The 12,770-nt window shown below is 66.6% G+C and carries 14 protein-coding genes; 2 read left to right on the forward strand and 12 right to left on the reverse strand.

What is annotated here, in order from left to right; genetic code table 11:
- Positions 1–60: 60 nt before the first annotated feature.
- Both ahpC and ACQ450_RS15475 read right to left on the reverse strand, forming a co-directional pair.
- Positions 61–624 (reverse strand): alkyl hydroperoxide reductase subunit C, encoded by a 564-nt coding sequence (gene ahpC, locus ACQ450_RS15470; RefSeq protein ID WP_431469941.1) that lies wholly within the window; start codon positions 622–624, stop codon positions 61–63.
- Between the two features lie 236 nt (positions 625–860).
- Positions 861–1,634, reverse strand: coding sequence for a sulfite exporter TauE/SafE family protein (locus ACQ450_RS15475; protein WP_188054580.1), 774 nt, complete (start codon positions 1,632–1,634; stop codon positions 861–863).
- Positions 1,635–1,797: 163 nt separating this feature from the next.
- On the opposite strand from ACQ450_RS15475, the gene epsC reads away from it, so the two are divergent.
- Entirely contained in the window at positions 1,798–2,478 is a 681-nt protein-coding gene (epsC, locus tag ACQ450_RS15480; protein ID WP_431469942.1) for a serine O-acetyltransferase EpsC, read from the forward strand.
- Positions 2,478–2,816: a DUF2794 domain-containing protein gene (locus ACQ450_RS15485; RefSeq protein ID WP_431469943.1), complete on the forward strand. Its 339-nt coding sequence runs from the start codon at positions 2,478–2,480 to the stop codon at positions 2,814–2,816. Before epsC ends, ACQ450_RS15485 begins: the two co-directional genes overlap by 1 nt.
- 41 nt (positions 2,817–2,857) lie before the next feature.
- On the opposite strand, the gene ACQ450_RS15490 is transcribed toward ACQ450_RS15485, so the two are convergent.
- The 10 genes from ACQ450_RS15490 to ACQ450_RS15535 form a co-directional block, all read right to left on the reverse strand.
- Complete coding sequence (locus ACQ450_RS15490; protein ID WP_431469944.1) at positions 2,858–3,970, reverse strand: hypothetical protein; 1,113 nt, start codon at positions 3,968–3,970, stop codon at positions 2,858–2,860.
- A gap of 64 nt (positions 3,971–4,034) precedes the next feature.
- Positions 4,035–4,931: an SDR family NAD(P)-dependent oxidoreductase gene (locus tag ACQ450_RS15495; protein WP_431469945.1), complete on the reverse strand. Its 897-nt coding sequence runs from the start codon at positions 4,929–4,931 to the stop codon at positions 4,035–4,037.
- Positions 4,932–5,037: 106 nt separating this feature from the next.
- Positions 5,038–5,346 (reverse strand): hypothetical protein, encoded by a 309-nt coding sequence (locus ACQ450_RS15500; protein WP_431469946.1) that lies wholly within the window; start codon positions 5,344–5,346, stop codon positions 5,038–5,040.
- 93 nt (positions 5,347–5,439) lie between these two features.
- Complete coding sequence (gene phoB, locus ACQ450_RS15505) at positions 5,440–6,132, reverse strand: phosphate regulon transcriptional regulator PhoB (RefSeq protein WP_188054586.1); 693 nt, start codon at positions 6,130–6,132, stop codon at positions 5,440–5,442.
- Between the two features lie 17 nt (positions 6,133–6,149).
- On the reverse strand, positions 6,150–6,839 hold the full coding sequence (gene phoU / locus ACQ450_RS15510) for a phosphate signaling complex protein PhoU (RefSeq protein WP_431469947.1): 690 nt from the start codon (positions 6,837–6,839) through the stop codon (positions 6,150–6,152).
- 18 nt (positions 6,840–6,857) lie between these two features.
- Complete coding sequence (pstB, locus tag ACQ450_RS15515; protein ID WP_223177088.1) at positions 6,858–7,679, reverse strand: phosphate ABC transporter ATP-binding protein PstB; 822 nt, start codon at positions 7,677–7,679, stop codon at positions 6,858–6,860.
- Positions 7,680–7,684: 5 nt separating this feature from the next.
- Entirely contained in the window at positions 7,685–9,013 is a 1,329-nt protein-coding gene (gene pstA, locus ACQ450_RS15520) for a phosphate ABC transporter permease PstA (protein ID WP_431469948.1), read from the reverse strand.
- Positions 9,006–10,382, reverse strand: a complete 1,377-nt coding sequence (pstC, locus tag ACQ450_RS15525; protein ID WP_188054588.1) for a phosphate ABC transporter permease subunit PstC — start codon at positions 10,380–10,382, stop codon at positions 9,006–9,008. Before pstC ends, pstA begins: the two co-directional genes overlap by 8 nt.
- A gap of 55 nt (positions 10,383–10,437) precedes the next feature.
- Entirely contained in the window at positions 10,438–11,463 is a 1,026-nt protein-coding gene (locus ACQ450_RS15530; protein WP_431469949.1) for a substrate-binding domain-containing protein, read from the reverse strand.
- Positions 11,464–11,553: 90 nt separating this feature from the next.
- A complete protein-coding gene (locus ACQ450_RS15535) occupies positions 11,554–12,768 on the reverse strand; it encodes an ATP-binding protein (RefSeq protein WP_188054590.1) in 1,215 nt (404 codons plus the stop codon).
- Positions 12,769–12,770: the final 2 nt, after the last annotated feature.

A 12,770-nucleotide genomic window follows, 5' to 3' on the forward strand; every position in this document is an offset into this window, starting at 1 on the left:
CGGGAAAGCCCGGCCCCGGGCGAGGTGCCCGGAGCCGGTTTTCGGTCGCGTCGGCGCGACTTAGATCTTGCCGACGAGGTCGAGCGAGGGAGCGAGCGTCTCTTCGCCCTCTTCCCACTTGGCGGGGCAGACTTCGCCCGGATGCGCGGCGATATACTGCGCGGCCTTCACCTTGCGGAGCAGCTCGGCGGCGTTGCGACCGACGCCTTCGCTGGTGATCTCGACCAGCTGGATCACGCCCTCGGGATCGACGACGAAGGTGCCGCGATCGGCCAGTCCCTGGCCTTCGCGCAGCACGTCGAAGTTCGTGCTGATGCTGTGGTTCTGGTCACCCAGCATGTAGAAGTCGATCTTGCCGATCGCAGGCGAGGTGTCGTGCCACGCCTTGTGGCTGAAGTGGGTGTCGGTCGACACCGAATAGACTTCGACGCCCATGTCCTGGAGCTTGGGATAGATGCCGGCGAGATCTTCCAGCTCGGTCGGGCACACGAAGGTGAAGTCGGCGGGATAGAAGAAAAAGACCGCCCACTTGCCCTTCACGTCCCCGTCGGTGACGGTGACGAACTTGCCCTGCTTATAGGCCTGGGTCGTGAACGGTTTGATCGTGCTGCCGATAAGCGCCATATTGGTTCCTCCGATGGGCGATTGGTGCGGTGCAGCATATATCTGCTGCGCCGCCGTTCCTGTAATGAGTAGCCTCACTCGATGTGATCGGCGAAACCGATCACTCGCCCTCCAATTATCGAAGGTATCGAACGAAATTCAAGGGCGTGACCGCCTCTGGTGCGGTGCAAAAACTGCAACCATATCGGTGCGCCGGTGCAACTGTACGGCGCGCCTGCGGTGAGCCGGGGCGGGCTTCAGGCGAGCGCGCGATAGAGGCTGTAGAGGCTGGTAAGCGTCAGCACGATCCCGACCAGCATCAGCAATGCCCGCGTCGGCACGCGCTTGGCGAAATAGCCGCCGAAGGGCGCTGCCAGCACGCCGCCGATCAGCAGGCCGAGCACCGGGTGGAGGAACTCATGGCTCAGCCCCTCGATGCCGATCTGCACCAGGAAGGCGGCGGAGATGGTGATGGTGAGGAAGAATTCCACCGTGTTCACCGTCCCGATCGTGGTGCGCGGAAGCGCGCCCTGGACCAGCAGGTTCGACGTGACGACCGGCCCCCAGCCGCCGCCGCCCGCCGCGTCGAGGAAGCCGCCGGCAAGCCCGAGCGGCTCGACGATGCGGGGATCGCGCGGCGGCGGCGGAAAGCGCAGCGCGCGGAACAGCAGATAGACGCCGATCAGCGCCAGATAGCCCATCACGAACGGCCGCGTGACCGAGGCCTCGAGCGACGTGAGCACATAGGCGCCCAGCACGCCGCCGATCATGCCGGGGATCAACAGCCGCAGGAACAGGCGCCAGTTGACGTTGCGATGCAGCGCGTGGCTGATCCCCGAAACGCCGGTGGTGAAGCTTTCGACGATATGGACGCCGGCCGAGGCTGTCGCCGGGGGAACGCCGAGCACGCTCACCAGCAGGGTGCTGGAGATCACGCCGAATGCCATGCCGAGCGCGCCGTCCACCATCTGCGCCGCGAAGCCCACGGCGAGATAGGGGAGGAGGGCGCTCAAATCCAATCCGTCGAGCATTCGGGCCTTTCGCGAGCTATGCTGCAGCCACGGGATGGCGCGCGGCCGCAGGGGCGGCAAGACAGTTCGTGTTTAGCCCTGCCAAGCCGCGACACCGGGCCTTCTGGCAATCGCGCACGCGCTTCCCTAGATTGAAGCGCAGAACGAAGAGGGGGCCAGGCCCATGTTCCAGCGTCTCAAAACCTATCTCGATTCCATCAAGGCGCGCGATCCCGCGCCGCGATCGCGGCTGGAGATCCTCACCTATCCGGGGGTGTGGGCGCTCTTCTACCATCGCATCGCGCACCGCTTCTATCGCAACGGCTGGTTCCTGGCGGCGCGCTTCGTCAATCACTGGTCGCGCTGGATGACCGCGATCGACATTCATCCGGGCGCGACGATCGGGCGCAATTTCTTCATCGATCACGGCTTCACCGTGATCGGCGAGACCGCGCACATCGGCGACAATGTGACCATCTATCAGAACGTCACGCTGGGCGGCACCAGCCCGGACAATGGTGTCGCGGGCAAGCGGCATCCCACGGTGCAGGACGGCGCGATCATCGGGTCGGGCGCGCAGGTGCTGGGGCCGATCACGCTGGGTCCGCGCGCGCGGGTGGGCGCCAATGCGGTCGTCACCAAGGACGTGGCCGAGGGCGCGGTGGTGGTCGGCATTCCGGCGCGGCCCACACTGGTCGAAGCGGAAACCTGGCAGCGCGATTTCGTGCCCTATGGCACGCCGTGCAGCGAGATGTTCGATCCGGCGACGCAGAAGCTCGAGATCATGCGCTGCGAGATCGAAACGCTGCGCAAGCGGCTCGACGAATTGCTCGCCGAGCGCGAGGAGCACCGCGACCGCGCCTGATGGGTACTGTAACGCCGCTTCCGCTTCGCCATCCCGCGCAGGTCGGGTTCGACCGCGCCGAGCTTACCCGGATCCTCGATCTCTACGGCCGAATGGTCGCAGCGGGGCACTGGAAGGATTATGCGATCGACCTGGGGCGCGACGCGGCGGTTTTCTCGGCGTTCCGCCGGACCGCCGAGAACCCCGAGTTCCGGGTCGAGAAGCGGCCCGCGCTGCGCAACCGCCAGGGAATGTGGGCGCTCGTCAACGAAGCCGGGCTGGTGCTGAAACGGGGCCACGAACTGGGCCCCGTTCTCGCGCCGGTCGAGCGCCGGCTGATGAAGCTGGTCGCGGAGTAGCGCTCGCCTCCCGCGAAGGAAGGCGAGTGCTCCCCCTCCGGTCAGGCGTATTCGGGCCGGTGGACCGGCGGCAGCCGCGCGTCGAGCCCGCCGAGCAGACTCACCACGCCGCGCCGCATCGGCTGCCAGAAGGCCGACAGCGTCAGCAGCGCCGATCCGATCACGAGTGCAGTGAGTGCCGCGCTCAGTTCGACTGCGCCCGATTGGTTGAACAGCGTGTACATCGCGTAGAGCACATAGATCAGCGACGAGACGAGCAGCGCGCGCCGATCGACCGCCAGCGCCACGAAGGCGAAGGCGACGTAGAGCGCCACCACCAGCAGCGCCATGCCGACCGGGATCGCGCCGTCGAACACGCCGAGCATGTGGAACACCGGATGCGCGATCAGCGGCGCGGCGGCGAGGTGCAGCCAGAAGGCGACGTCCGAACGGCGGGTCCGCCGCTCGAGATCCGACATGTCCCAGCGCATCGCGAGCAGGAACACGAGCACGCCCGCAACCAGCAGCAGCGGGTTCAGCCAGCGATCTGCGCCGGGCACGAAGCCCAGGATCAGCGCGACCACCACCGCGACCAGCGCGGCGGCGCCGGCGGCGACGGTGATCGGCACCACGAACCGCTTCCAGTGCAGCCAGGCGGCGATGCTGGTCAGCAGCGCGACGATCGCAGCGATCGACGCGGCGAGCTGGCGTTCCTCGACTTCGCCCGAAACGTCGAGCGCGACCTTGAGATTCTCGCCGTTCATCACGCCGATGCCGCTCAGCCCGATGAAGGTGCCGCTGACGAAGGCGAGCAGCAGCAGGATGCTGGGGAGCGCCATGCGGCGCTTGCGGGTGAAATATTCGGCGAGCAGCCAGGCAAGCGCCGCAACGGCGAGGCCGCCGCCGGTGAAGGCGAGGCCGACCTGTTGCGGCGTATCTCCGCCGGCGCCGGGCAGCGTTCCCATCAGCGCGCCGATCCGCGCCGCCGCGACCAGCATCAGCGTCGCCGCGATCGCGACGAAGATGTCGTTGAAGCCGGAAAGCAGCCGGAAATGTTCTTCATCGACCGCCGGCGCCGAGCGGCCGGCGGCGACATGGTCGCGGAACGCTGCGGCGGCCTCGGGGGAGAGCACTCCCGCCTCGACCGCCTGGGCGATGTCGCTTTCGCTGTACATGGCATTCCTCCCTGTTGACGGGGGAGGGTAGCATTACTGTATTGCATCGGCAATACAGTTGCGGTCAGCCCTGCAACTTGCCCATGATGAGCATCGACTGTTCGGTGCCCGAATTGGGCACGATCTCGCCCGAACGGTCGGTGATCTGCGCCCAGTGCGCCGCCACGCCCTCGGGAGACAGTTCCTCTCCGCTGAGGCGAACCCCCGGCGTCAGCGTGACGTAGGAGGCCTGGAACACGCCCGCTCCGGCGCCCACGATGGCGTTCGAGGGGGCATCCTCCGACACGAGATACAGTGCGGCGGGGGCGACATTCTCCGGTGCGAACAGCTTGAACGCTTCTTCGGGCAGGATGTCTTCGGTCATGCGCGTGCCGGCGACCGGCGCCAGCGTGTTGACTCGGATGTTGTACTTGGCGCCTTCGAGATAGAGCGTCTTGGTGAGGCCCGCGAGGCCGAGCTTGGCCGCGCCGTAATTGGCCTGACCGAAGTTTCCGAACAGGCCGGTCGACGATGCGGTCATCAGGATGCGGCCATAGGCCTGCTCGCGCATCGTCTCCCATACCGCTTTGGTGACGTTGGCCGATCCGTTGAGATGGACGTCGACGACGAAGCGGAAATCCTCCGGCTCCATCTTGGCGAAGCTCTTGTCGCGCAGCACGCCGGCGTTGTTGATCAGGATGTGAACGCCGCCCCAGGCTTCCTTGGCCTTGGCGACCATTTCGACCATCTGGTCATATTCGGTGACGCTGCCGCCGTTCGACATCGCTTCGCCGCCGGCGGCCTTGATCTCTTCGACGACCTGGAGCGCGGCGTCCGAATGGCCGGTGCCGTCGCGCGCGCCGCCCAGATCATTGACCACCACTTTGGCGCCACGCTTCGCCAGCTCGAGCGCATAGGCACGGCCGAGCCCGCCTCCTGCGCCGGTGACGATGGCGACTTTGTCGTCGAAGCGGATGGTCATTGCAGGGCGCTCCTCATGCTGGATTCGAGTCGCGCCTTGCTACCGTTTCGTGTGAGATGCGCAATGCGCGTCCCGCGGAGCCGGGCTCCGCGGGACGCAGGCAGCCTCAGCGCTGCATGCAGTTGTCATATTGGTTGGGGCCGCAGGGCGGATAGCTCGCCAGCGGCTGCGGCGGCGGAAACGCCTGATCCGGCGTCATCGTGGAAGGGCGGAATATGACCCGCGTCTGCGGCGTGACCGGCCCGCTGTAGAGCGGCGTCGTCGGCATGTAGCCCGCCATGTTCTCCGCGTCGAGCGGCTGGGGCGCAGTGTTGCTCCCCGGCTGCTGTTTCGGTGCATCCTGGTTCATGGGCGCGGTCTGGGCGGCAGCGGGAGCCGCCAGCGCGAACGCTGCTGCAAGAGCAATCAGCTTCATTGACCTTCTCCTCTTGGTTTCGACGATGAGCGATATGCTCCCCTGGCCAACGCGGAAGGCGGCGAAAGTCTCCAAGCCCGGTGGGACGCTCGTTCAGCTGCCCGAATCGAGCGCGTAGCCGGCGGAGCGCACGGTCCGGATGATATCCGGCTTGTCGCCCGCGTTGATGGCCTTGCGCAGCCGCCGGATGTGGACGTCGACAGTGCGGCTTTCGATGTCGCTGTCATGGCCCCAAACCGCATCGAGCAGCCGCTCGCGCGAGAAGACCCAGCCGGGATGCTCGAGGAAATGCTTGAGCAGGCGGAACTCGGTGGGGCCGAGCGGGACGACCTCGCCGCCGCGGCGCACCTTGTGGCCCACCGTGTCCATTTCGATGTCCGCATAGGTGAGCTGCTCGCCGGCGAGCGCGGGGCGCACGCGCCGCAGCACCGCGCCGACCCGCGCGACCAGCTCGCGCGGGCTGAACGGCTTGGTCACATAATCGTCGGCGCCGGTTTCCAGCCCGCGCACGCGATCCTCTTCCTCGCCGCGCGCGGTGAGCATGATGATCGGCACGTTCGCCGTCTCGGGCATGCGGCGCAGGCGACGGCACACTTCGATGCCCGACAGCCCTTCGACCATCCAGTCGAGCAGGACGATATCCGGCGTGGCCTCCTTGGCGAGCAGCAGCGCTTCCTCGCCGTCCGGGGTATGCTTGACCTCGAAGTCCTCGCGCTTGAAATGGTAAATGAGGAGTTCGGCCAGCGCCGCATCGTCCTCGACCAGCAGCATCTTCACGCGCGCCATTTCCCGTCCCCGATAGCTCAGTCGGTCAGCGGGCTCTCGCCGCGCTCGCGCTCGCCCATATGGCTCCCGGTCGCAGCATAATAGACCATTTCGGCGACATTGGTCGCCTGATCGCCGATCCGCTCGAGATTCTTGGCGACGAACAGCAGATGCGCCGCCTGAGTGATGCTCTTGGGATTCTCCATCATGAACGTGACGAGCGCCCGGAAGATGGAATTGTAGAAATCGTCGACCGCCTTGTCGCGTTCGCAGATCTCCACCGCGACCGCCGCATCGCGCGCGGCGAAGGCATCGAGCACGTCGTGCAGCATGTCGCTGGCCATGCCCGCCATCGCGGGCAGCACCGACAGCGGCTCGATCTCGCCGTGATCCTCGATGATCGCCACGCGCCGCGCGATGTTCTTGGCATGGTCGCCGACCCGCTCCAGCACACCCGCGATCTTGAGCGCGGCGACCACTTCGCGCAGGTCGTCGGCGAGGGGGGCACGCAGCGCAATGAGGCGGATGGCGAGCCGCTCGATCTCATTCTCGAGCGCGTCGATCTTCTTGTCGCCCGCGGCGACGCTGGCGGCTCCTTCGAGGTCGTGCCGCCGCAGCGCCTCGATCGCGCCGGTGATCGCCTGTTCGGCAAGACCGCCCATCTGGGCGACGAGGCCGCGAAGCTCGCTCAGCTCGTCGTCGAAAGCCTTCACGGTATGTTCGGTCATGGTACGCATTACGCTTCCTTAGCCGTAACGGCCGGTGATGTAATCAGTCGTCCGTTCTTCCTTGGGATTGGTGAAGATATCGGAAGTCACACCGTATTCGACCAGATGCCCGAGGTGAAAGAAGGCAGTGCGCTGCGAAACGCGTGCCGCCTGCTGCATGTTGTGGGTCACGATCACGATGGCATAGCGGCCGCGCAGCTCGCCGATCAGTTCCTCGATCTTCGCGGTGGCGATCGGATCGAGTGCCGAGCAGGGTTCGTCCATCAGGATCACTTCGGGATCGACCGCGATCGCGCGCGCGATGCACAGCCGCTGCTGCTGGCCGCCCGAAAGGGCGGTGCCGCTGTCGGAAAGCCGGTCCTTCACTTCCTCCCAAAGGCCGGCGCGGCGCAGCGAGCGCTCGACGATCTCGTCCATGTCGCGCTTCGACGCCGCAAGCCCGTGGATGCGCGGGCCATAGGCGACATTCTCGTAGATCGACTTGGGGAAGGGGTTCGGCTTCTGGAACACCATGCCGACCCGCGCGCGCAGCTGCACCACGTCCATCTCGGGCGAATAGATATCCTCGCCGTCGAGCGTGATGAGCCCCTCGACCCGTGCGATCGGAATCGTGTCGTTCATCCGGTTGAGCGTGCGCAGGAAGGTCGACTTGCCGCAGCCCGACGGACCGATGAAGGCAGTCACATTCTCCATGTCGATGTCGATCGACACGCCCTTGATCGCTTCGTTGCTGCCGTAGAAAACGTGCACGTCCCGCGTCGAAAGCTTGGTTTCGCCCGGCGAGGTGGCCTCGGCGCGTGCGGTTTCGATGGCCTCTCGGCTCACGTCCATATTGGTCATCTCAATCACCAGCGGGTTTCGAATCGGTTGCGAAGATAGATGGCGAGGCTGTTCATCGCGAGCAGGAACGCCAGCAGCACGATGATCGCGGCAGACGTCTTTTCGACAAAGCCGCGGCTCACTTCGTCCGACCAGAGGAAGATCTGGACGGGCAGTACCGTCGCCGGATCGGTCAGCGTGTCCGGCGGATTGACGATGAAGGCACGCATCCCGATCAGCAGCAGCGGCGCCGTCTCGCCGAGGGCGCGGGCCATGCCGATGATCGTGCCGGTAAGGATGCCCGGCAGCGCGAGCGGCAGCACGTGATGGAACACCACCTGCACCCGGCTCGCGCCGATGCCCAGCGCCGCGTCGCGGATCGACGGGGGCACCGCCTTGATCGCGTTTCGGCTGGCGATGACGATCACCGGCATGATCATCAGCGCGAGCGTGAGCCCGCCGACCAGCGCCGCCGAACGCGGCAGCAGCGGCCCGACCTGGGTGCCGAACAGGTTCCAGGTGCCGAGAAACACCGCGAGGCCGAGCAGGCCGAAGATGATCGACGGCACCGCGGCCAGATTGTTGATCGACACTTCGATGAGGTCGGTCCACCGGTTCCGCGGCGCATATTCCTCGAGATAGATCGCCGAGAGCACGCCGACGGGGAAGGCGATCAGGAACGTCACCAGCATCGTCAGCAGCGATCCCTTGAGCGCGCCCCAGATGCCGACCTGCGTGGGATCGGTCGAATCCGATTCGGTCAGGAAACCCCAGTTGAAGCCGCGGTTCAGCGCGCCCGCCGCCTCCAGCCGCTCGACCGCGGCCAGCGCCTCGGGGGTTCCCTGGCCGCTCACGGCCAGGTCGATGTCGGTCGAGGCGGGAACGTCGATCACCGGCCGGCCGTCGAGGATCGAGGGATCGTCCTTCACTGCCTCGCGGACATGGGTCCAGGCGCTCTGTGCGATATAGCTCTCGCCTTGTTCGCCGAACGCCGCCACTGCCGCCGCGCGCGTGACGTTCTCGAGCCCGGCGCCCGCCAGCGCCAGATCGGCGCCGGGTGCGTCGAGCGCGGCTCGATCGACTTCGAAGCCGGCGCCGGCGAAATCGATCGGCAACGCGATCTCGGTCCGGGTGAAGCCCCGCGCGCCTTGGGCGATCATCGTCACCAGCAGGAAGGCGAGGAATGCGGCCGAAAGCACCACCGCCGCCAGCCCGAGCAGCCGAAAGCGCCGCTCGCGTGCATAGCGTTTGCGGATGCGCGCCTGCATCGCGTCGGTGCGCCAGTCGGTCGGCTGGCGGGCCGCCGGCTCCTTGGGCGAGAGCGTCGGCGTCTCGGGGACGAGGGACTCACTCATAGGCTTCGCGATACCGTTTGACGACGCGCAGCGCGACGATGTTGAGAAGGAGCGTGACCAGGAACAGCGTGAGGCCGAGCGCGAAGGCGGCGAGCGTCTTCGGACTGTCGAACTCCGCCTCGCCGGTCAGCAGATCGACGATCTGCTTGGTCACGGTGGTCGTGCTCTCGAACGGATTGAGCGTGATGTTGGCCGCGCCGGATGCGGCCATCACCACGATCATCGTCTCGCCGATCGCGCGGCTGACGGCGAGCAGGATGCCCGCCATTACGCCGGGCAGTGCCGCGGGCAGCAGCACGCGGCGAATCGTTTCCGATGTCGTCGCGCCCATCGCCAGGCTGCCGTCGCGCATCGCGCTGGGCACTGCGGCGATCGAATCGTCGGCCATCGACGAGACGAACGGGATGATCATCACCCCCATTACAACGCCGGCCGCCAGCGCGCTTTCCGACGAGGCATAGGTATAGCCGAGCGACACCGCGAGATCGCGCACCGCCGGCGCGACGGTGAGCGCGGCGAAATAGCCGTAGACGACCGTGGGCACGCCGGCGAGGATCTCCAGGATCGGCTTCATCCAGCGGCGCACCCGCGGTGCGGCATATTGGGTGAGATAGATCGCGCTCATCAGCCCGAACGGGATCGCGACGATCATCGCGATCACCGCGCCGATGAAGAAGGTGCCCCAGAACAGCGGAACCGCGCCCAGCGTCTCACCCGGATCGGCGGGGTCGATCACCTGCGGACTCCACAGCGTGCCCAGCAGGAAATCGGTGATCGGTACGATCGAGAAGAAGCGCAGCGATTCCCACAGCAGCGACAGGAAGATGCCGACAGTCGTCAGGATCGCGATCAGCGAGGCGATCAGCAGCAGCAGCATCACCGAGCGCTCGACGCGCGAGCGCGCCTTGAAGCCCGCCTGAACCCGTGTGTAGGCGAAGGCGCCGCCGGCGAAGGCGAGCACGATCGCCAGCGCGGTGCCGATCCAGGCATAGCGCGTCTGCGCCGCCGCCATCACCGGGGCAAGCTGCTCGGCAAGCGGGTTGAACGCACCCGCATCGGGATTGGCGGCGAGGCGCGAGGCTTCGCTCAGCACGGCGTCGCGCTCGAAGGCGAAAGCGGGAAGCTCGGCCGCGGCGGGATGCTGCATCACCGCCTCGCTCACGAGTCCGGTGCTGACGACGCTCCAGATGCCGAGGAAGATCAGCGGCGGCACGATCGTCCAGATCGCGACGTACCAGCCGTGCTGCGAGGGCAGTGAATGCAGCCGCTTCTGCCGGCCGCGATCGAAGCCGGCGGCGCGGGTGCGCGCCGTCAGCCAGCCGATCAGGCCCAGGCCGCCGATCAGGATCAGCAGGAGGTAAAAGTTCACGGCAGCGTCGACTCGAGCAAGAGTTGGGTGCGTGGGCGAATGGCGGCGACCATGGTCACTGCAGTTCGGCGGGATCGAGCGGGATGCGCTGTTCGATGATCTCGGCAGAACGCTGCCGGACCTCGGCCGGGGCGGCGATCATGCCGCGGCGGACGAGCTCGCCGTCGGGGCCCCACATGGTCGAGAACAGCCGCAGATATTCTGGAAGGCCCGGAACCGCGTTCATGTGCTTGTCCTTGACGTAGAGGAACAGCGGGCGCGCGCCCGGATATTCGCGCGCGGCGATCGTGTCGTAGCTTGGCTCCACGCCGTCGATCGGCACGCCGCGCAGGCGATCCTGATTCTCCTCCAGATAGCTGTAGCCGAAGATGCCGATGGCATTGGGGTTCGCGGCGAGCTTCTGGACGATCAGATTGTCGTTCTCGCCCGAATCGATGTAGGCGGCGTCGCTGCGCACCCGGATGCAGACATTCTCCTGCTGCTCGTCCTCGAGCTGCTCGGCTTCCGGATATGCCTCCAGGCAGCCCGGCTCCATGATCAGCTCCGCCAGCGCATCGCGCGTGCCGCTGGTCGACGGCGGGCCGTAGACCGCGATCGGCACGTCGGGCAGCGAGGGGTTCACGTCCCGCCAGGTGCGCGCGGTGTTCGGCTGGCCGCGCGGATTGGCGGCGAGGGCGAGATAGACGTCCTTCTTGGTGAGCTGCATCTGCGGCCCCTGAAGCGACTCGGCGAGCGCCACGCCGTCCATGCCGATCTGCACTTCCATGATGTTGCCGACGGCGTTGGCCTGGCAGCGGGCATATTCGCTCGCCTTGATGCGGCGCGAGGCGTTCGCGATGTCGGGGAAATCCGGCCCGATGCCGTCGCAGAAGCGATCGATGCCGCCGCCGGTGCCGATCGATTCGATGACCGGCGCGGACCGGCTGGGGTCCTGATTGACATAGGCCTCGGCAACGGCAGTCGTGAACGGATAGACCGTGGACGAGCCGACTGCCTTGATCTGGTCGCGCACGCCGCCGCTGTCGCCGCACGCCGACAGCGCCACCGCCGCCGTTGCGATAATAGCCAGCCTGCCGAGCATCACTGTCTCCTGGAATTGGGAAGCAAGGTGGAGCGCCGCATGGGGATGGCACTCGTTCGCGCCCGCCTCTGTTGCAGCACGGTTACGTCTTCATGACACCCCATGCGGAGGCAGTAGCACAGACACGGTCGTTCCCTTGCCCGTCTCGCTGCTAATGTCCATTCGGCCGCGGTGGCGCTCGACGATGTGCTTGACGATCGAGAGGCCCAATCCGGTGCCGCCCATGGCGCGACTCCGGCCCGAATCGACTCGGTAGAAGCGCTCGGTGAGCCGCGGGATATGCTCGAGCGCGATTCCCTCGCCTTCGTCGGTGACGGTGATCGTCACCATCGACGGCGTCTCCTGGCGCAGCGTGACCGTGACGGGCGTGCCTTCCCGGCCGTATTTCATGGCATTTCCGACGATGTTGTGCAGCACCTGGCTCAGCTGCGCGCGATCCCCGCGAACCGGCGGAACGTCGTGGATGACGGTGCACAGGTCGGTCGCGCGGGCGTCGGCGGTGGCGGAAAGCTCGGCGCGGACCTCCTCGATCAGCCCCGCGAGATCGACCGACTGGTCGGGCGCGCGATATTTCTCCGCTTCGATTCGCGAGAGCGACATGAGATCGTCGATCAGCCGCTGCATGCGCTTGGCTTCGTCGTGCATGATTCGCAGGAAACGGTTGCGCACCGCCGGATCGTCGCCCGCTTCCTCGCCCAGCGTCTCGATATAGCCGAGCAGCGAGGCCAGCGGAGTGCGCAGCTCGTGGCTGGCATTGGCGACAAAATCGACTCGGATGCGGTCGGCGGCATAGCTGCCGGTGCGGTCGATCAGATGCACGATTCGCTGGCCGAAGCCGACGTTGCGCACCCGCATCTCCCACCGCTGCTCTCGCGTGCCCAGGCCGACGAGGTGGATCGGCGCACCCGGGGTCTGGTCGTCGGGCTTCAGCAGGCGCTCGGCGGCCGCCGGGTGGCGGATCGCCAGCCGGACGTCCTGATCGAGAATATGTCGGCCGAGCAGCGCACGGGCGGCGCGGTTCGCCGAAACCACGCGATTTTCCACCACGATCAGAACCGGCTCGGCGATCGCCTCGATCACTTCGGTCATCGGCGGCGCTGGAAGCGCTTCGGCAGGAGGCGGCGCCGCCCGCGCGGTCCGGTTTTCCGATTCGGGCGTTCCCAGGGCCACGAGCGCGGCCACAACCGCGCACACCAGCACGATCATGCTGGCCTCGACATTGGCCGTGACGACAAAGCTCATCAGCGCCGCCAGCCCGGCGATCGCCAGTGCCGTCAGTCCGCGCAATCCTCGGGGGGTCACCATCG

This window comes from Sphingosinithalassobacter sp. LHW66-3 (genome assembly GCF_050703275.1).
Lineage (GTDB): Bacteria > Pseudomonadota > Alphaproteobacteria > Sphingomonadales > Sphingomonadaceae > Sphingomonas.